Source organism: Rhodococcus sp. LW-XY12 (assembly GCF_019317345.1).
Taxonomy (GTDB): Bacteria; Actinomycetota; Actinomycetes; order Mycobacteriales; family Mycobacteriaceae; genus Rhodococcus; species Rhodococcus pyridinivorans.
In genome coordinates this window covers 3,339,773-3,358,737 of sequence record NZ_CP079225.1, presented here as the reverse complement: position 1 = coordinate 3,358,737, position 18,965 = coordinate 3,339,773, and the positions used below count along the sequence as shown (strand labels likewise).

Here is an 18,965-nt window from a genome sequence, read left to right as displayed (position 1 = left end):
ATGGCCAACAATCGCTCGGCATCCACCTTCGATCCCACCGCGGTACCCATCCGCGACGCGTCCACCGTGATGCTCGTGCGGGACTCTGCGCGCGGCGTCGAGGTGTTCCTGCAGCGTCGTGTCGTCGGCATGGACTTCGCCGGCGGCATGACCGTCTTCCCCGGCGGCGGTGTCGACACTTCCGACACCGACGCCGAGGTGCGGTGGACCGGACCGGACGTGACCTGGTGGGCCGAGCGGTTCGGTATCGGCGAGGCGCAGGCCCGTGCGCTGGTGCTCGCGGCCGTGCGCGAGACCTTCGAGGAGTGTGGCGTGCTGCTCGCCGGACCCACCGAGGATTCGGTGGTGGCCGACACCGGTGACTACGCGGAGGCGCGTCGTCTGCTGGAAGCGCGCGAGTTGTCCTTCGGCGACTTCCTGGAGAAGGAACAGTTGGTGCTGCGCGCCGACCTGCTGCGTCCCCACGCGAACTGGATCACCCCGCTGGGGGAGCGGCGCCGCTACGATACGCGTTTCTTCGTCGCCGCGGTACCGGAAGGACAGCGGGCCGACGGCAACACCAGCGAGACCGATCTGGTGCAGTGGCAGACCGCGGAGGAGGCCCTCGCCGACTGGCGGTCGGGCCGGTGCATCCTGCTCCCGCCCACGTGGAGTCAGCTGTCGATCCTGTCTGGCTTCGCCACGGTCGCCGACCTCATGGCAGCGGATCCGGTCATCGAGCCGATCCTGCCGATCATCAGCCGTCGCGACGGGGCGGTCCACATCGCGTTCGACGGGGACGAGGCCTACTACGAGGTCGGTACTCATCCGTGGGCCCAGCGCTCCGACATCTAGGCTGAGGACCATGGCTGAATTCGTGACCCTCGACGTCTCCGACGGCATCGGCACCATCCGTCTCGACCGCCCTCCGATGAACGCGTTGAACCGGCAGCTCCAGGAGGAGATCCGGGCCGCTGCGCGCGAGGCGACCGTCCGGTCCGACGTGAAGTCGGTGATCGTCTACGGCGGCGAGAAGGTGTTCGCGGCCGGCGCCGACATCAAGGAGATGGCCGACCTGAGCTACGTGCAGATGAGCGAGATCGTCGGCGACCTGCAGTCGGCCCTCGGGTCGATCGCCGACATCCCCAAGCCCACCGTCGCCGCGATCACCGGCTACGCCCTCGGTGGTGGCCTCGAACTCGCCCTCGGCGCCGACCGGCGCATCGTCGGCGACAACGTCAAGCTCGGCACGCCCGAGATCCTGCTGGGCATCATCCCCGGTGGCGGCGGCACCCAGCGACTGGCTCGGCTCGTCGGCCCGGCGAAGGCGAAGGATCTCGTCTTCACCGGTCGTTTCGTCGGCGCCGACGAAGCCCTGTCGATCGGTCTGGTCGACGAGGTCGTCGCCCCCGACGACGTCTACGAGGCTGCGCGTCGCTGGGCCGGGCAGTTCACCGGCGCCGCCTCGCGCGCGCTCGCCGCTGCGAAGGCCGCGATCGACCAGGGCCTCGACACCGATCTGGATACGGGTCTGAAGATCGAACAGCACGTCTTCGCCGCGCTGTTCGCCACGAAGGACCGCACCATCGGCCTCGAATCGTTCATCGAGAACGGGCCGGGCAAGGCGAAGTTCGTCGGCGAGTGATGCCGACCGGCACCTGCACTTGTCCACAGCTTACCGATGAGTAGGATCACCGCATGACTGCCAGCAGGACCGACGGGGTCGACCCCGCGCCGAATCCGCACGCCACTGCCGAAGAGGTCGCAGCCGCGCTCGAGGACACCAAGCTAGCCCAGGTGCTCTACCACGACTGGGAAGCCGAGACGTACGACGAGAAATGGTCCATCTCGTACGACGAGCGGTGCATCGACTACGCCAAGGGGCGGTTCGTCGCCGCGGCCGGCGATCAGCCGCTGCCCTACGAGCGCGCACTCGAACTCGGCTGCGGCACGGGCTTCTTCCTCCTCAACCTCATGCAGGGTGGGGTCGCGAAGACCGGTTCGGTGACCGACCTGTCGCCCGGCATGGTGAAGGTCGCGCTCCGCAACGCCGAGAATCTCGGCCTCGACGTCGACGGCCGCGTTGCCGACGCCGAGACCATTCCGTACGACGACGACACCTTCGACCTCGTGGTCGGCCATGCCGTGCTGCACCACATCCCGGACGTCGAGCAGTCGCTGCGCGAGGTGCTGCGCGTGCTCAAGCCCGGCGGCCGTTTCGTCTTCGCCGGTGAGCCCAGCACGATCGGCAACTTCTACGCCCGCATGCTCGGCCGGGTCACGTGGGAGGCCACCACCAACATCACCAAGTTGCCTTTCCTGCGCGACTGGCGTCGTCCGCAGACCGAGCTCGACGAGTCGTCCCGCGCGGCCGCCCTCGAGGCCGTCGTCGATCTGCACACCTTCGATCCTTCCGATCTCGAGAAGCTGGCCTCCTCGGCCGGAGCCGTCGAGGTCAAGGCGTCGAGCGAGGAGTTCGCCGCGGCCCTGCTCGGCTGGCCGGTGCGCACCTTCGAGGCCGCCGTCCCGCAGGAGAAGCTGGGCTGGAACTGGGCGAAGTTCGCCTTCGGTGGCTGGAAGGCGCTGAGCTGGGTCGACGAGAACATCCTCGAGCACGTCGTGCCCCGTAGCTTCTTCTACAACGTCATGATCACCGGTGTGAAGCCCGGCAAGTAGTTGGGTTACGACTTCACCCTCGCCGACGTCGAGTACCTGACGTCGGACGACGGCCGCGACGCTCTCGCGAGCGTCGCCGACCGGGAGCTGTCGACGCGTACGCGCCTCGCCGACATCGGCTGGGCGCGTACGCGTTTCGGCGATCGTGCCGGAATGCTGGTCGAAACCGTCATCCTGCGGCGCAAGACGGAGGCGAAGATCGCCGGCGGCGGCGAGTGGGTGCTCACCGACGACGCTCTGCAGCAGTCCACGCCCACGCGCGTCGCGGCCCACCGCGCGAAGCGGTTGCGAGGGCGCACAGTGCACGACGTGACGTGTTCGATCGGCGCCGAGCTCACTGAACTCGTCGGGGTCGCCGAGACCGTGATCGGCAGCGATCTCGACGACGTGCGGCTGGCGATGGCCGCGCACAACGTCCCCGGGGCGTACCTCCTGCGCGCCGACGCCCTGCGTCCGGTCACGCGAGGCACCACCGTCATCGCCGATCCCGCACGCCGTTCGGGCGGGCGACGGACCCACGATCCGGCCGCGCTGCAACCACCGCTGCCCGATCTCCTCGACGCCTACGCGGGCCGCGATCTCGCCGTGAAGTGCGCACCGGGACTGGATTTCGACTCGTTCGACTGGGCCGGTGAGGTCGAGGTCGTCTCGCTCGACGGTGGAGTCCGCGAAGCGTGCCTGTACTCGCCGGGATTGAGCACTCCCGGCGTGCGCCGACGGGCTGCAGTACTGCGTTCGGACGGAACCGGTTTCGAGATCACCGACGCCGCGGACGACGACATCCCGGAACGGGAGCCGGGGGAGTGGATCGTCGACCCCGACGGCGCGATCGTGCGCGCCGGTCTCGTCCGCCACTACGCGGCAGCCCACGGACTGTGGCAACTCGACCCGCGGATCGCCTATCTCACCGGCGACAGCCTGCCCGACGGAGTACGGGGTTTCCGGATCGTCGAGCGTCTCAAGTACAGCGAGAAGACACTCCGTCAGGCGCTCGCCCGCCACGACTGCGGCGCGGTCGAGATCCTCGTGCGCGGCGTCGACGTCGACCCGGCGGTATTGCGTCCGCGCCTGAAACTGCGCGGGTCGGCCTCGCTCAGCGTGGTGCTCACCCGCATCGGCCGGACGCCGGAAGCCTTCGTCTGCACGCCGTCGCGCTGACCGCCCTCACACGGGCGGCCGTCCTCACACGGACTGCGGTTCGCGCAGCACCACCACGTCCCCGTCGAGGGTCGTGATCACGAACTCCCCGCCCGGGCCGACGCCGGTGCCGACCGGCAGTCCGGTGGCGGGATCGAGGGGTTCCTCCTCCATCGTCGCTCCGTCCGCGAGATCGAGCACCGCCGCTGCGAGACCCCGATCGCCGTCGACGACCACATAGGCCCGGCCGTCGGCGGTCACCGCCGGCGCACCGTACGGAGTCACGTCCGCCCGCTCCCACTCGACTTCGACGCTGTCGCCGCCGTCGCGCAGGGCCGTCAGCGGGGCGCTGCCGTCGGCCGACGCGAGGAGCAGCAGTCCGTCCTCGGTGACGGCGGGACCGAGCGCCGTGGAACGGCCGGTCTCGTGGGTCCATCGCGCTTCGCCTGTCTCGGCGTCGAGCGCCCACAGGGCACCCTCCCCGTCGTGGACGTAGACGGTCGAACCGTCAGCAGACAGAACCGGACTCGTCACCGCACCTCCGGGGAGGTCGGGTACCGACCACTCCTCGATGACCACGGCGTCGTCACCGGCCGTGTAGCGCAGCGCCACGAGCGCCGACCTGTCCGAACCCGGACGCCACACGGTGACGAAGACACGGTCGGTGGCGGTGTCGACGGCCGGGGTGGTGGCGACCGGGCAGTCCTCCGAGCCCCCGAAGCAGGCGGGGAGGCCGTGATCACTCGCGAGTCGCGGCAGGTTCTGCCCGTCCTCGAGGGTCGGCACCGGCACCAGATCGAACAGCGGTGCCTCGAGTTGTCCCGTCTGCGGGTCGACGACGTTGACCTGACCGAAATGCGTGACCACCAACAGGCTTCCGTCGGAGGTGAACTGTGCGCTGCGGGGGCTGCCGCTCACGGGAATGCGCCAGCGACGCTGGCCGTGCTCGTTGAACGACAGCAGTCCGCCGTCCTCACCGACGTAGATGTTCGCGACGCCGTCGGAGACGGGGGTGATCGTCGTGACGGCCGGGGCGAGACGCGTGCACCAGCGCTTGCGGCCCGTGTCCATCTGGAAGGAGAACAGATTGCATCCGGCCTCCGTCGCGGCCGCCACCGAGACCTGGCCGTTGGCCGCGATCCCGGCGGGGGAGCCGACCGGGCCGCCCAGCGGACGCGTCCAGCCGGGCGCGAGGTCGTCGACGCTCTCGGCGGTCGCGGTGTTGCTGTTGCGGGCATCGGAGTGCCGTCCCGGCCAGCCACCGCTCGACAACACGTCGTCGGTGCCGGCCCCACCGCCGCACGCGCTCAGCGCGAAGACCACCGTCAGCGCCGGGACCGCGGTCCGCAGGACACCCCGCATCACTCAACTCCTCCACAGGCGAACGATTCGACGTGTCAGCGTATCGGGCCGGGGGTCGTGAGCCGCGAACGAGGCGGACCGTAGGCTGCCCCTATGACGAGCATGTGGGGTGCACCTCTGACGGCGAGGTGGCGCGGGTCCCGTCGGAGGGATCCCGAACAGGTACGATTCCTGACGCTGTCCTCTCTGAAATGGGTGCTGGACAACAAGGCGTACACGCCCTGGTACCTGGTCCGGTACTACCGCCTGGCGAAGTTCCGGCTGGCCAATCCGCACGTGGTGCTGCGCGGCATGGTCTTCCTGGGCAAGAACGTCGAGATCCACGCGACGCCCGAACTGTCGCGCCTCGAGATCGGCCGCTGGGTCCACATCGGCGACGGCAACGCCATCCGCTGCCACGAGGGTTCGCTCCGGATCGGCGACAAGGTCGTCTTCGGCAAGGACAACGTCGTCAACACCTATCTCGACATCGAGATCGGCGCGTCGACGCTGGTCGCAGACTGGTGCTACATCTGCGACTTCGACCACCGCACCGAGGACATCACCTACCCGATCAAGGACCAGGGCATCGTCAAGAGCCCCGTCCGGATCGGTCCGGACACCTGGATCGCCGCGAAGGTCACCGTGCTCCGCGGCACCCGGGTCGGCCGCGGTTCGGTGCTCGGAGCGCACGCGGTCGTCAAGGGAGACATCCCCGATTTCAGTATCGCGGTGGGTTCGCCCGCCAAGGTCGTGAAGAACCGTAAGGTGGCGTGGGAGAGCGCCGCTGCCGAGCGTGCCGCCCGGGAAGCGGCGCTCGCAGATATCGCACGGAAGAAGTCGGTAGACACGCCCGCGGGCGTCCCCCAGTAGCGACGCGGGCCGGGACACTGTCGGGGGACAGCAGATGGACTACTCGGAGTATCGGAGTCACGACGCGACCGGCCCGGCCGAACTCGTCGCGACGGGGCAGGTATCGGCGAGCGAGTTGCTCGAGACCGCGATCGCGCGGCTCGACACGGTCGAACCGACACTGAACACCGTCGTCCGCAGGCTCGACGACAAGGCCCGGGTCCTGGCACGCGAACCGCTCGACGGTCCGTTCGCCGGGGTGCCGTTCCTGCTCAAGGATCTGGGGCAGGATCTGGCCGGTGAGCCGACCTCGTGCGGGTCCCGTGTCCTCGCGGACCTGCCGATGGACGAGAACTCGGTGATCGTCGACCGGTGGCTCGGAGCCGGCCTGGTCCCGTTCGCCAAGACCAACACCCCCGAGTTCGGGGCGAAGGGCATCACCGAGCCCGAGGCGTTCGGGGCCACCCGAAACCCGTGGGATCCGTCGGTGACGCCGGGCGGGTCATCGGGTGGTTCCGCCGCGGCGGTCGCGGCCGGCGTCGTTCCCGCGGCGGGAGCGAGCGACGGCGGCGGCTCCATCCGCATTCCCGCCGCCTGCTGCGGGCTCCTCGGGCTCAAGCCCGGACGCGGACTCGTGCCCACCGGTATGCGCGGCGGGGAACCGCTGCACGGCGCGGCTACCAACGGGGTGATCTGCCGGACGGTGCGCGACGCCGCTGCCTTCCTCGACGTCATGGCGGGCCCGTACGCGGGTGGGCCGTATCGCGTCGAGCGTGCCCGGTCGTACGCGGAGGCCGCGCGCTCGGCGCCGAAGCGGTTGCGGATCGGATACGAGACCGCGTCACCGATCGGGACGCCGGTCGATCCGGAGGCGAAGGCCGCGGTGGACGCTGCCGTCGCGGTGCTCGAGGAACTCGGCCATCACGTCGAACCCGCCTCGACGGGTATCGACGAACGGCGTCTCGCAGAGGACTTCCTCATCATGTGGTTCGCCACGGCTGCCGCGGAGGTCGCCGAGGCCTGCCGCCTCACCGGAGCACGACCCGAGGACTTCGAGTTCGACACCCGCATCATCGCCGCCGTGGGCAAGGCGACCTCGGCGTCGGACTACATTGCGGCCCATGCCCGCTGGGCCGAGTACGCGAGCGGTCTCGCGCAGTTCCACGAACGCTACGATCTGCTGCTCACGCCGACACTCGCCTTCCCGCCGTCGCGCATCGGCGAACTCGACACGCCCCGCTGGATGCGGCGTGCCGGCGAGGCGCTCCTGCGTACCCGCACCGCGTGGATCGCGACCCGGGCCGGTTTCATCGACCGGGTGGTGGACGACAATCTGGGGCGCACCCCCTACACGCAGCTGGCCAATATCACCGGGCGCCCGGCGATCTCGGTGCCGTTGCACTGGACGGTGTCCGGTCTGCCGCTCGGGGTGCAGTTCGTCGGCCCACTCGGTGGGGAGAGTGTGCTCCTCGCCCTCGCAGGCGAACTCGAACAGGCCCGGCCGTGGTTCGATCGGCAGCCGCCGCTCGCTCCGGCCGAGTTGTCCGCTACCTCGTGAGTCGAAGGTCGACTCAGGGTCGGCCCAGTGGCTTCCGGTAGACGACCGTTTCACATAGGACCGCAAGAGCCGGAACGAGTTCCGGATGGCGCGTATCGAGCGGCGCGGGCTCCTCCGGCACGTACCCGAGCCGGGTGTAGAGCCGGTCGAGGAACACCTTGGACTCGTGTGAGGTGTCGCGCGGACGGATCACCTCGAGTTGCATTGCCTCGAAACCTCGCTCGGCGAACTCCGTCTCGACGGTGTCGATCAGGACGCGGCCGACGCCTGTGCCGCGGACCTTCGGGTCGGAGGCGAGCATCCCGAACTCGGCCGTCGTCGCGTCGACCGGGGTCACGCGGATACAGCCGACCACCCGGCCGTGCGAGCGGGCGATGCGAATGCTGCCCTCCCGCGCATATCGGGTGATCTCGTCCGTGTCGGTCCGTGTGGTGCCCGGTACCCACATGCCGTCCTCGGCCACCGCGTAGACCGCGTTGAGCAGTGCGGTGACGGCGACGATATCGGATTCGTGCGGTGCCAGGCGCTCGATTTGGAGCGTGTGCTGCTCGTTCATCCGCGGTCCGGGAGGGGACGTTGGGGGACAGTGGGGCGTGCGAGCGGGTGACGCACCCGCCGCTTCGCCGACGAGTAGACCTGCGCGGTTTCTTCGGCGACGCGGCGCCAGTCGAAGTCGTCGGTCAGTCGTGCCCGGGCCGCCCGCGCGCGCACTCGGGCGGCCTCGGGATCGTCGAGGGTTTCCCGGACGGCCGAGACGAGTCCGGCCACGTCGCCGGGCCGGAACGACAGTCCGGTCACGCCGTCGACCACGGCTTCGCCCAGGCCGCCGGCGGTGGACGCGATGAGCGGGGTACCCGCTGCGGCGGCCTCGAGGGCGATGATGCCGAACGGCTCGTAGCGGCTCGGCAGCACGATCGCGTCGGCGCCGTGCAGCCAGCCGAGCAGTTCGGTGTGGTCGAGGTTGCCGAGGAAACTCACCGAGCGTGCGACGCGGTGTACGCGTGCCTGCTCGCGCAGCCACTCGAACTGGGTGCCCTCACCGGCGACCACGAGGGTCGTGCCGGGATGCGAGCGGCGGATGCGGGGGAGCGCGGCGATCGCGTCCTGCACACCCTTCTCGTATTCGAGGCGGCCGACGTACAGCAGTCGTGCCGGCCCGGGACGCGGTTCGCGGTCGCGGTACGACCAGGTGGTGATGTCGATGCCGTTGCGGATCACGGAGATCTCCGGCAGGTCCGGACCGTACAACTCGGTGACCTCGTCGTGCATCGACGCCGAACACGTGATGAGACGGTCGGATTCGTTGGCGAGCCACCACTCGACGGAATGCACCTGGCGGTTGATCCGGCCCGACAGCCAACCGCTGTGGCGACCGGCCTCGGTCGCGTGCAGGGTCGACACGAGCGGCACGTCGAAGTACTCGGCCAGCGCGATCGCGGGGTGGGCGACGAGCCAGTCGTGGGCGTGGACGACGTCCGGATACCAACCTTCGCCGATGCCGCCGCGGGTCAGCCCGATCCCGGCGCGGACCATCGCGTGGCCCATCGCCAGCGTCCAGGCGATCATGTCCTCGCCGAAGTCGAAGTGGGGTGCGTCCTCCGCGACCGCCACCACGAGCACGCCGTCGGCGATGTGGCTGATCGTGGGGTGGGTCGACGCATCGGTGCCGGTCGGGCGACGTGACAGCACCACCACCTCGTTGCCCGCCGCGGCGAGTTCGGTGGCGAGATGATGGACGTGTCTGCCCAGGCCGCCAACGACGACGGGTGGGTACTCCCATGAGACGAGCAGAATCTTCATCGCGGGCCTCCGTGGCGTCCGGGCAGTCGTCGGGCGTCGAGTCCTGGGAAGAGATTGTCGGCGCGGTTCCATCCGTCGGCCAGACGCCGTGCCGTCTCGGTGCGTCCGGAGTCGACCGCCTCGGCGATCTCACGCAGGGCGTGGGCGTGTTTGTGCGCGCGGTCGCGGGCATAGGCGGCGGCGGTGTCCTTGCTGACCATGAACGCCCAGTCGCTGGAGACCGTCAGCAGCGCTTCGCGCACCATCTGGTCGTGCACGCGGTTGCGGAGCGCGACCGACGACATGCTCTGCTCGCGGGACTTGTCGATGCTGTCGAGGGTCGTGCGCACCACCTCGTCGTTGAGACGCACGAGATCGGCGACCTGGTCGCCGGCCCAGACCCGCCAGTCCTTGCCCGAACCCCACGACGAATTCTCGAGATCGACGGAGGCGCCGACGTATCCGCGGTCGCGGGCATCGGCGAGGGTTCCCACCTCGATGCCGGCCTCGGGAAGCGCGCGGAGCAGTCGTTCGAGGAAGATCGGACCTTCGAACCACCAGTGGCCGAACAGTTCCGTGTCGAAGGCCGCGACGACGAGTGCGTCCCGGCCGATGCGGCCGGATTCGCTGCGCAATCGCTGCCGGACGGTCTCGACGAAGTCGGCGACGTGCCGGTCGACGGCGTGCGACGCGAGTTCGGGATCGTAGGGCGCCTTCTCGTGCGAGGGCACCGTGCGGCCCGTGACGCGGGACGGTTTGAGTCCGGTGTCGTGGCAGTAGGTGTGGAAGTCGCGGTAGGCGGAGTGGCCGGGATAGCCGGACTTCGGCGACCACACCCGGTACGAGACCTGCAGGTCGCGGCCGAAACACACGACGTCCGAGTCGCGGACCGTGCGGCCGAGCGAGGTGTCGCCGCGCAGCGCAGGACCGTCGACCATGAAGTGCTCGACTCCCGCTGCGGCGTAATCGTTCTCCATGCCCGGCGTGTAACCGCATTCCGGGCCCCAGATGCCGCGGGGGCGATGGTTCCAGCGGGCGTGCGCGTCGGCGAGACCTTCGGACAACGAGAAGGTGCGCAGTCGCGGGTCGAGGAGGGGCTGGAACGGATGGGCGAGAGGCCCACCGAGCAGTTCGATCGCGTCGGCGTCGATCAGCTGCCGCACGACGGGGGATCCGCCGTGGCGCCATTGGGTTTCGAAGTCCTCCAGTGCCGCGGTGGCGGCGCGGTGCTCGCGGGCGCCGAGTGCGCGGTAGGACTCCTCCCGCATGCCGGCCGCCTCGTGCGCGCGCAGTTGCCAGTTGCCGAGCCAGTGGTGCATCCCGGCGAGGCAGTGCGGGTCGTCGAGTTGCGCGGCCAGTACCGGGGTGATGCCGAGTGTGAGCATCCGGGTTCGGCCTTCGGCGGCGAGCCGCCGCAGCACGTCGGTGACGGGCAGATAGGTCGCTGCCCACGACTGGTAGAGCCATTCCTCGCCGACGGGCCACCGGCCGTGGTGGGCGAGCCACGGGAGGTGGGAGTGGAGGACGAGCGCGAACATCCCGGGTTCGCGGGACGATGCGGCACTCACGGAGCGGTGTCCTTCGCTGCGGGGTCCTTCACGGCGATCGCGACCAGATCGAGGCTCGCATCGATGTTCTCGGGGACGATGGCGAAGTCGTCGGTGGAGACCATCGCGACGTCGGCGGTGAGATCGTCCGGCCACGGCTGCCCGGCGAGGGCGCGCTCGATCTGGGCGTCGATGAACGATCCGCCGTGCTTGGCATCGAGTGCGCGCAGCGTGGGGCCGTGGTGCACGCCGGTCATGAGTTCGACGCGGAAGCCGGCGTCCTCGAGCAGTTCGGTCAGTTCGGCGGCGTTCAGCTCACGGGTGTGGAAGGGGTTGAGCGGGGTGTCGCGGCCGGGGGAGAAGGTGATCCGGTTGGGAGTACTGATGAGCAATTCGCCGCCGGGGGTGAGAACGCGGTGACATTCGCGTAGGAACTGTGTCTGATCCCACAAATGCTCGATCACCTGGAAGTTCACGACCGTATCGACCGATTCGTCCTCGAGGGGAAGTTCGGCGAGGTTTCCGTGCCGGATGTCCACGCGGGGGTAGCGCGCGCGGATGTGTGCGACGGCGCTCTCGTCGTAGTCGAGGCCGATCACGCGCGTCGCCACATCGGCGATCATGTCGGCCCCGTAGCCTTCGCCGGCGCCGGCCTCGAGCACGGCCCGGTTCACGCAACGGGGGAGAAAGTTCTGGTAGACGACCTCGTGACGTCGGAACCAATAGTTCTCCTCGGCGATGCCGGGGACCGTCCGTTCGCCGGTGAGGGGGAGGGCGTGCGCGTCATCGGCGCGGGCGGGGGTGTCGCTCACCGCCACGACATTAGACCTCTCCCCGGAGGGGTGGTCTCCGGTGTTCCAGATCACAGGTTTCGTCGTCCTTCCGTACGGCTATGGTGAACCGGGAATCCCGTCAAGTTACTGACTGGTAACTTAGCGGCTGATAATCTATCGCACACGCCGTGCGAAAGACACGAGTGCTCGGTTCAGGCAGCGCCTTGCCGACCAAAGGCAGCTACACACAGGAGGTCGACGCAGACCCATGACGAACATCGTCGTTTTGATCAAGCAGGTCCCCGACACGTGGTCCGAGCGCAAGCTCAGCGACGGCGACTACACGCTCGACCGTGAGGCCGCCGACGCCGTGCTCGACGAGATCAACGAGCGCGCCGTCGAGGAAGCTCTGCTCATCAAGGAGCGCGACGGCGGTGAGGTCACCGTTCTGACCGCCGGCCCGGACCGCGCCACCGACGCCATCCGCAAGGCGCTGTCCATGGGCGCCGACAAGGCGATCCACCTCAACGATCCCGCCATGCACGGCTCCGACTCGATCCAGACCGCGTACGCGATCGCCGCTGCGCTCGGCCAGATCGAGGGTGTCGAGCTGGTCATCGCCGGTAACGAGGCCACCGACGGTCGCGTGGGCGCCGTGCCCGCGATCATCGCCGAGTACCTGGGCCTGCCTCACCTGACGCACCTGCGCAAGCTCACGATCGCGGACGGCAAGGCCGCCGGCGAGCGCGAGACCGACGAGGGCGTCTTCGGCATCGAGGCTCCGCTCCCCGCCATCGTCTCGGTCACCGAGAAGATCAACGAGCCCCGCTTCCCCTCCTTCAAGGGCATCATGGCCGCGAAGAAGAAGGAAGTTCAGACCCTCACCCTCGCCGACATCGGTCTCGATCCCGAGATCTTCGGTGTTGCGAACGCTGCGTCCACCGTCACCGGTGTGACTCCGAAGCCCCCGCGCACCGCGGGTGAGCGCGTCACCGACGAGGGCGACGGCGGCAGCAAGATCGCTCAGTACCTGGTCGGCCAGAAGATCATCTGATCGCGCCCCGCGACAACATCTGACATATCTAGGAGAGAAGTAGTAATGGCAGAAGTACTCGTGCTCGTCGAGCATGCCGAGGGCGCGCTCAAGAAGGTCAGCACCGAACTCATCACCGCCGCGCGTGTGCTCGGCGAGCCCTCCGCCGTCGTCGCAGGTGCCCCCGGCACCGCCGACGCGCTGCAGGACGCCCTCGCCGCCGCCGGTGCGGTCAAGGTCTACGCCGCCGAGTCCGAAGACGTCGACAACTACCTGGTGACCCCGAAGGTCGACGTCCTCGCGTCGCTCGTCGAGTCCACCAGCCCCGCCGCCGTCATCACCGCCGCGTCCGTCGAAGGCAAGGAGGTGTCGGGCCGCCTCGCCGCCCGCATCGGCTCCGGTCTGCTCGTCGATGTCGTCGACGTCAAGGCCGACGGCTCCGCCGTGCACTCGATCTTCGGTGGCGCGTTCACCGTCGACGCCAAGGCCAACGGTGAGGTCCCCGTGATCTCCATCCGCCCGGGCGCCATCGAGGCCAAGCCCGAGGCTGCCGCCGCCGAGCGTGTGGCCGTCGAGGTTCCGGCCCAGGAAGAGAACGCCGTGAAGATCGTCTCGCGCGATCCGATCGTCGGCGGCGACCGTCCGGAGCTGACCGAGGCGTCGATCGTCGTCTCCGGTGGCCGCGGTGTCGGTTCGGCCGACAAGTTCTCCGTCGTCGAGGAGCTCGCCGACTCGCTCGGTGCCGCCGTCGGTGCTTCCCGCGCCGCCGTCGACTCGGGCTACTACCCGGGCCAGTTCCAGGTCGGTCAGACCGGTAAGACGGTCTCCCCGCAGCTGTACGTCGCGCTCGGCATCTCCGGCGCCATCCAGCACCGCGCCGGCATGCAGACGTCGAAGACCATCGTCGCCGTCAACAAGGACGAAGAGGCCCCGATTTTCGAGATCGCGGACTACGGCGTCGTCGGCGACCTGTTCAACGTCGCTCCGCAGCTGACCGAGGAGGTCAAGAAGCACAAGGGCTGATCCGCTCCGGCAGATCGATCCCTGCGCGGCCCCGCTCCTTCGAAAGGAGCGGGGCCGCGTGCATTCTGCGGGAGTGTTCATCGGCGATGCATCGCCGCGACACCCCGTCGCCGCCGGCGCGCCTCCCACGGTCGTTACACCTTGGGGCATGACCACATCGCCGGTGCTGTACCGCCCGAGTGGGTTCACCGCTCCCGTCCTGTCCGGCCCCCGCTACTCCCTCGTCGTGTCGACGGAAGCGTCGGATCGCCTGGCTGCGCAACGCCTTCGGTACCGGGTTTTCTCCGGTGAACCCGGCTTCCGGATCCCCGATGCGGGGGGCGGATCCGACGCCGACCGGTTCGACGAGTTCTGCGACCACGTGCTGGTGCGCGATCGGGTCACCGACGACGTCGTCGGCTGTTACCGGATGCTGCCGCCCGAAGCCGCCCGCGAGGCCGGTGGGTACTACACCGCCACCGAATTCGATCTCTCCGCACTCGACCCACACGGGCGCGGCCTGGTGGAGATGGGCAGGGCCTGCGTCGATCCAGCCCACCGTTCCGGATCGGTCCTCACCCTGATGTGGGCCGGCATCCTGCACTATCTCGAGGCGACCGGACACAACGAGGTCGTCGGATGCGTCTCGGTGCCCATGCGCACGACGCCCGACGAACCCGAGGCGTCGAACGTTCGGGCCGTGCGCGACCTGCTGCTCGAACGACACGCCGTCGAACCCGCAGCGCGGGTCCGACCGCTGAATCCCGTGATGGTCGAAGGCCACCCGCTCGACGAGATCGCTCCGTTGCCGCGTCCCGTGGTCCCGCCGCTCCTGCGCGGATACCTGCGGCTCGGTGCCCGGATCTGTGGTGAACCGGCCCACGATCCGGACTTCGGGGTCGCCGACTTCGTCGCGATACTAGCCGTGGACCGGGCGGACACCCGCTATCTCGCCCGCCTGCGCGCGGCCGCCGAGCGTGCCGAGCGGGGGTCGCGGTGACTCGGGTCGGTACGACACGGGTGCACGCGTGGATGCCGTCGAGTCCGTGCGGGATCCGGTGCCTGCCGGACGGGACGGATCGTGTGGGTCTGCCGACGGTGTGGTTGCGCATCGCGACGGTCGCGGTCGTGCTGACGGTGGTGCCGCTCCTGCTGGCAGGACGGATGATTCCCGCGGCGCGTCGGGAGAGCACGGTGCGGCGCAGTGCGCGCCTGTTGTTGTGGTGCGTAGGCATCCGTCCGACGATCGACGATCGGCGTGACCGACGGGCGCGCGCAGGGGGCGTGCTCGTCGTTGCACCGCACATCTCGTGGACGGATGTCCTCGTCCTCACCGCAGTCGCTCCCGCGGAGTTCGTCGCACGAGCGGACCTGCTCGACTGGGGCCTGCTGGGCGCGCTCGCACGCCGGATGCGTGTCATCCCCATCGAACGGGAACGACTGCGACTGCTGCCCGCCGTGATCGAGCGAGTACGCACCCGCTTGCTGGAGGGCGGGTGCGTCGCCGTCTTCCCCGAGGGCACGACGCGATGCGGACGGTCCCACGGCGGTTTCCGCCCCGCCCTGCTGCAGGCGGCCGTGGACGCGCAGTGCCCCGTCCAGCCCGTCGGCCTGCGATACGGCGAGCGCGGGGGAGACCTCACCGCCGCGCCGGCCTTCGTCGGTGACGAGACGATCGGTTCCTCGATCCGGCGGATGATCCGGAACCGCGGTGTCGTCGTCGAAGTCGTGCTCGCTCCGCTCGAACATCCGGGTCGGGACCGGCACGATCTCGCAGCCCGATGCGCCCGCGCGGTCCGTGCCGAGCGCCCGGTCGAGGCCGTGACATTCCTGCCGGTCGGCGGCTCACCGGCCGGTGGAACGGCACGGACGGTGGACGCCGCCTGACGGGCGACCCCCCTGAGCGCGGCGGGCACCTGCGCCGACCCGCTATCCTGGATCGGTCATGACCTCGCCCGCCGCCGGTCCCTCCGGTACCTCCACGACCGTCTACCTCGATCACGCCGCGACGTCGCCGATGCTTCCTGCGGCCGTCGAGGCGATGACGTCGGTCCTCGCCACCGTCGGAAACGCGTCCTCCCTGCACGGATCGGGGCGCGCAGCGCGCCGGCGCGTCGAGGAGTCGCGGGAGTCGATTGCGGCCGCCCTCGGCGCCCGGCCCTCCGAGGTGATCTTCGTCTCCGGTGGCACCGAGGGCGACAATCTGGCCGTCAAGGGCATCTATTGGGGTCGCCGCGCCCAGGACCCCCGGCGTCGCCGGATCCTCGCGAGCGCGGTCGAACACCACGCCGTGCTCGACGCCGTCGAATGGCTCGTCGAGCACGAGGATGCCCAGGTGACGTGGCTGCCGGTGGACGGCTCCGGCCGCGTCGATCCCACCACGCTCCGCGAGGAACTCTCGCGCCACGCCGACGAGGTCGCCCTCGTGTCCGTGATGTGGGCGAACAACGAGGTCGGCACCGTCATGCCGATCACCGAACTCGCTGCGGTCGCCGCCGAGTTCGACGTCCCGATGCACAGCGACGCCGTGCAGGCGGTCGCGCATCTCCCAGTCGATTTCACCGCGAGCGGACTGTCGGCGCTGACCCTGGCCGCTCACAAGTTCGGTGGTCCGCAGGGAGTGGGAGCGCTGCTGCTCGGCAGGCAGGTACCGTGCGTGCCGCTCGCCCACGGTGGGGGCCACGAACGCGACGTGCGGTCCGGGACGCAGGACACCGCGTCCATCGTGGCGATGGCCGCGGCGTTGCGCGAGGTCACCTCGGATCTGCCCGGCCGCACCGCCGAACTCGCGCACCTGCGCGATCTTCTTGTCGCGGGTGTCGAGGCGGCGATTCCCGACGCGATCCTCAACGGTCCTCGCGAGGTCGGACGACTGCCCAACAACGCGCACTTCACGTTCCCCGGATGCGAAGGCGACTCGCTGCTGATGTTGCTCGACGCGGCCGGTATCGAATGCTCGACCGGTTCGGCGTGCACCGCCGGGGTCGCGCGCGCGAGTCACGTACTCGTCGCGATGGGGGCGGACCCGATCACGGCACGCGGTTCGCTCCGATTCTCGTTGGGGCACACCACAACCCGCAGTGACATCGACAAACTGATCGAAACTCTCCCTTCCGTGGTGGACAGGGCTCGCGCCGCCGGACTGGCGAGCGCCGGTGGACGAGGAGGTGACCGGAGATGAGGATTCTTGCGGCAATGAGCGGCGGTGTGGACTCGGCGGTCGCCGCCGCCCGCATGGTCGAGGCCGGACACGACGTCGTGGGAGTGCATCTCGCGTTGTCGGCCGCGCCGGGCACACTGCGCACCGGCTCGCGCGGATGCTGCTCGAAGGAGGACGCCGGCGATGCTCGCCGCGCCGCCGACGTGCTCGGAATTCCCTTCTACGTCTGGGATTTCGCAGACCGCTTCAAGGAGGACGTGATCGACGACTTCGTCGCGTCCTATGCCGCCGGTGAGACCCCGAACCCGTGCCTGCGTTGCAACGAGAAGATCAAGTTCTCGGCGCTGGCCGACCGTGCCGTCGCGCTCGGCTTCGACGCCGTCGCCACCGGTCACTACGCGCAGTTGAACGACGGGGTGCTGCGCCGCGCCGTCGACGCCGACAAGGACCAGTCGTACGTACTCGCCGTGCTCACCGCGCAGCAGTTGTCGCGCGCGGTGTTCCCCGTCGGCGACACCCCCAAGAGCCGGATCCGCGAGGAGGCCGCCGAGCGCGGACTCGCGGTGGCGAACAAGCCCGACAGCCACGACATCTGCTTCATCCCGTCGGGCGACACCCGCGCCTTCCTCGGTGCCCGGATCGGTGTGCGTCCCGGCGCCGTCGTGGACGACCGTTCGGGTGAGGTGCTCGCGCAGCACGAGGGCGTGCACGGTTTCACCATCGGCCAGCGCAAGGGACTCGGTATCGCCGGGCCCGGACCGGACGGACGCCCCCGCTACGTCACCGCGATCGAACCGGAGAGCGGCACCGTCCGGGTCGGCAGCGCCGAACAGCTGAAGGTCGAGTCGATCCGGGCCGAGCGCGCCGTATGGACCTCCGGCACCGCTCCTGTCGGACCGATCGAGTGCGTCGTCCAGGTCCGCGCTCACGGCGGCCTGGCCCCGGCCGTCGCCGAAGCGGTGGGTCCGGGCATCGAGATCTCGCTGCGCGAACCGCTCACCGGTGTCGCCGCCGGTCAGGCCGCCGTGCTGTACCGGTCCGACGCTGCGGGCGACATCGTCCTCGGCAGCGGAACCATCGCGGCAGGGGACCGGTGACGGCACCTGCCACCGGCCGAGAGGTGTGGTCCGGTCTCGCGACAGGCATCGGTTCGTGGCCCGGGACGGACCCGCGCGAGGCCGCGGCGGTCGTCGTCGGCGAACTCACGGATCTGCCCCACCTCGTCGAACTGCCGGCACGCGGCCTCGGTGCCGACATGATCGGGCGGGTCAGCGCCCTGCTCGTCGACATGTACCTCGACACCTCGACCACTGGCTACCGCCTCGTGTCGCGACGCGGCGGTGTGGCCGCCCGGGCGCGCGACCTGCTCGCCCAGGACCTCGATGCGCTCGAGGAGGCCTGGGAACGCGCCGGGCTGGATGCCGGCCGCCCCGTGAAGGTGCAGGCTGCCGGGCCGCTCACCCTCGCCGCCCACGTCGAACTCGCCACGGGACGCCGGGTGCTCACCGACCGCGGCGCCGTTCGCGACCTGGCCGAATCGCTCGCGGAGGGCCTGGCCCGACACGCCGCCGAGATCACCCGCCGGCTCGGGGTTCAGGTGGTCGCGCAACTCGACGAACCGTCGCTGCCGGATGTGCTCGCCGGAACGCTGAAGGGCCGGACCGTCCTCGAGACCGTCCCTGCCGTGCCGGACCCGGAAGCGCTGGACGTGCTCGACACGACGATTCGGGGCACTGGGCTCTCCGTCGCGGTGCACTGCTGCGCGGGCACCTTCCCGGCCGACTTCCTGCGGCGCAGCGCTGCCGACGCTGTGGCCTTCGACGTCGGATGCGTGCGACGCTCCGACCTCGACGGACTCGGGGAACTGTTCGACTCGGGCACGGTCCCGATACTCGGACTCGTGCCCGCCACCGCACCGGCCTCGATGGGCTGGCGCGAGTACGCGGCACCGGCCGTCGAGCTGATCGACCGGCTCGGGTTCCCCAGGAAGGTGCTGCAATCGGTGGCGGTGAGCCCGGTCTGCGGGCTGGCCTCGGCCTCCACGGAGGGGGCACGGGCCGCTCTGCGTTCGTTGCGCGACGTCGCGTCGGCCTTCGCTGAGGAAGCCGACACGCTCTGAGTATTCCGG

Annotated in this window: 18 protein-coding genes; 13 read left to right on the top strand and 5 right to left on the bottom strand. The window is 69.7% G+C overall.

Annotated elements, in window-relative coordinates; translation table 11 throughout:
- From KXC42_RS15655 to KXC42_RS15640, 4 genes are read left to right on the top strand one after another with little or no spacing between them, the layout of a single operon-like run.
- A complete protein-coding gene (locus KXC42_RS15655) occupies nucleotides 1–834 on the top strand; it encodes an NUDIX hydrolase (RefSeq protein WP_006554576.1) in 834 nt (277 codons plus the stop codon).
- A 10-nt stretch (nucleotides 835–844) separates the two neighbouring features.
- Entirely contained in the window at nucleotides 845–1,624 is a 780-nt protein-coding gene (locus KXC42_RS15650) for an enoyl-CoA hydratase-related protein (protein ID WP_019288413.1), read from the top strand.
- Between the two features lie 53 nt (nucleotides 1,625–1,677).
- Nucleotides 1,678–2,655 (top strand): class I SAM-dependent methyltransferase, encoded by a 978-nt coding sequence (locus KXC42_RS15645; RefSeq protein WP_019288412.1) that lies wholly within the window; start codon nucleotides 1,678–1,680, stop codon nucleotides 2,653–2,655.
- Nucleotides 2,656–3,813 (top strand): hypothetical protein, encoded by a 1,158-nt coding sequence (locus KXC42_RS15640; protein WP_006554573.1) that lies wholly within the window; start codon nucleotides 2,656–2,658, stop codon nucleotides 3,811–3,813.
- A 24-nt stretch (nucleotides 3,814–3,837) separates the two neighbouring features.
- On the opposite strand, the gene KXC42_RS15635 is transcribed toward KXC42_RS15640, so the two are convergent.
- Nucleotides 3,838–5,154 (bottom strand): PQQ-binding-like beta-propeller repeat protein, encoded by a 1,317-nt coding sequence (locus tag KXC42_RS15635; protein WP_219129247.1) that lies wholly within the window; start codon nucleotides 5,152–5,154, stop codon nucleotides 3,838–3,840.
- A 93-nt stretch (nucleotides 5,155–5,247) separates the two neighbouring features.
- Here KXC42_RS15635 and KXC42_RS15630 point away from each other — a divergent pair, with 93 nt between their 5' ends.
- A complete protein-coding gene (locus KXC42_RS15630) occupies nucleotides 5,248–6,006 on the top strand; it encodes an acyltransferase (protein ID WP_033097730.1) in 759 nt (252 codons plus the stop codon).
- A 34-nt stretch (nucleotides 6,007–6,040) separates the two neighbouring features.
- Nucleotides 6,041–7,543, top strand: coding sequence for an amidase (locus tag KXC42_RS15625; protein ID WP_219129246.1), 1,503 nt, complete (start codon nucleotides 6,041–6,043; stop codon nucleotides 7,541–7,543).
- A gap of 13 nt (nucleotides 7,544–7,556) precedes the next feature.
- Here the strand turns inward: KXC42_RS15625 and KXC42_RS15620 are convergent, their stop codons facing one another.
- From KXC42_RS15620 to KXC42_RS15605, 4 genes are read right to left on the bottom strand one after another with little or no spacing between them, the layout of a single operon-like run.
- Nucleotides 7,557–8,099 carry a GNAT family N-acetyltransferase gene (locus tag KXC42_RS15620; RefSeq protein ID WP_024101406.1) on the bottom strand — a complete coding sequence of 181 codons (543 nt, stop codon included), beginning with the start codon at nucleotides 8,097–8,099 and terminating at the stop codon, nucleotides 7,557–7,559.
- Nucleotides 8,096–9,343 carry a glycosyltransferase family 4 protein gene (locus KXC42_RS15615; RefSeq protein WP_006554568.1) on the bottom strand — a complete coding sequence of 416 codons (1,248 nt, stop codon included), beginning with the start codon at nucleotides 9,341–9,343 and terminating at the stop codon, nucleotides 8,096–8,098. The genes KXC42_RS15620 and KXC42_RS15615 overlap by 4 nt, the downstream gene beginning before the upstream one ends.
- Complete coding sequence (locus tag KXC42_RS15610; protein ID WP_039586065.1) at nucleotides 9,340–10,860, bottom strand: glycoside hydrolase family 57 protein; 1,521 nt, start codon at nucleotides 10,858–10,860, stop codon at nucleotides 9,340–9,342. Before KXC42_RS15610 ends, KXC42_RS15615 begins: the two co-directional genes overlap by 4 nt.
- A gap of 26 nt (nucleotides 10,861–10,886) precedes the next feature.
- Nucleotides 10,887–11,687, bottom strand: coding sequence for a class I SAM-dependent methyltransferase (locus KXC42_RS15605; RefSeq protein WP_006554566.1), 801 nt, complete (start codon nucleotides 11,685–11,687; stop codon nucleotides 10,887–10,889).
- Nucleotides 11,688–11,910: 223 nt separating this feature from the next.
- On the opposite strand from KXC42_RS15605, the gene KXC42_RS15600 reads away from it, so the two are divergent.
- The 7 genes from KXC42_RS15600 to KXC42_RS15570 all read left to right on the top strand — a co-directional run bounded on the left by KXC42_RS15600 (nucleotide 11,911) and on the right by KXC42_RS15570 (nucleotide 18,956).
- The gene (locus KXC42_RS15600) at nucleotides 11,911–12,696 is read left to right on the top strand and encodes an electron transfer flavoprotein subunit beta/FixA family protein (RefSeq protein ID WP_006554565.1); all 786 of its coding nucleotides are present in this window, start codon (nucleotides 11,911–11,913) and stop codon (nucleotides 12,694–12,696) included.
- Between the two features lie 45 nt (nucleotides 12,697–12,741).
- A complete protein-coding gene (locus KXC42_RS15595) occupies nucleotides 12,742–13,698 on the top strand; it encodes an electron transfer flavoprotein subunit alpha/FixB family protein (RefSeq protein WP_006554564.1) in 957 nt (318 codons plus the stop codon).
- A 148-nt stretch (nucleotides 13,699–13,846) separates the two neighbouring features.
- Nucleotides 13,847–14,677, top strand: a complete 831-nt coding sequence (locus tag KXC42_RS15590; RefSeq protein ID WP_006554562.1) for a GNAT family N-acetyltransferase — start codon at nucleotides 13,847–13,849, stop codon at nucleotides 14,675–14,677.
- Nucleotides 14,678–14,760: 83 nt separating this feature from the next.
- Nucleotides 14,761–15,564 (top strand): 1-acyl-sn-glycerol-3-phosphate acyltransferase, encoded by an 804-nt coding sequence (locus KXC42_RS15585; protein ID WP_006554561.1) that lies wholly within the window; start codon nucleotides 14,761–14,763, stop codon nucleotides 15,562–15,564.
- 58 nt (nucleotides 15,565–15,622) lie between these two features.
- A complete protein-coding gene (locus tag KXC42_RS15580; RefSeq protein ID WP_006554560.1) occupies nucleotides 15,623–16,858 on the top strand; it encodes a cysteine desulfurase family protein in 1,236 nt (411 codons plus the stop codon).
- Nucleotides 16,855–17,934, top strand: coding sequence for a tRNA 2-thiouridine(34) synthase MnmA (mnmA, locus tag KXC42_RS15575; RefSeq protein WP_033097734.1), 1,080 nt, complete (start codon nucleotides 16,855–16,857; stop codon nucleotides 17,932–17,934). Before KXC42_RS15580 ends, mnmA begins: the two co-directional genes overlap by 4 nt.
- Nucleotides 17,931–18,956 (top strand): methionine synthase, encoded by a 1,026-nt coding sequence (locus KXC42_RS15570; protein ID WP_219129245.1) that lies wholly within the window; start codon nucleotides 17,931–17,933, stop codon nucleotides 18,954–18,956. Before mnmA ends, KXC42_RS15570 begins: the two co-directional genes overlap by 4 nt.
- Nucleotides 18,957–18,965: the final 9 nt, after the last annotated feature.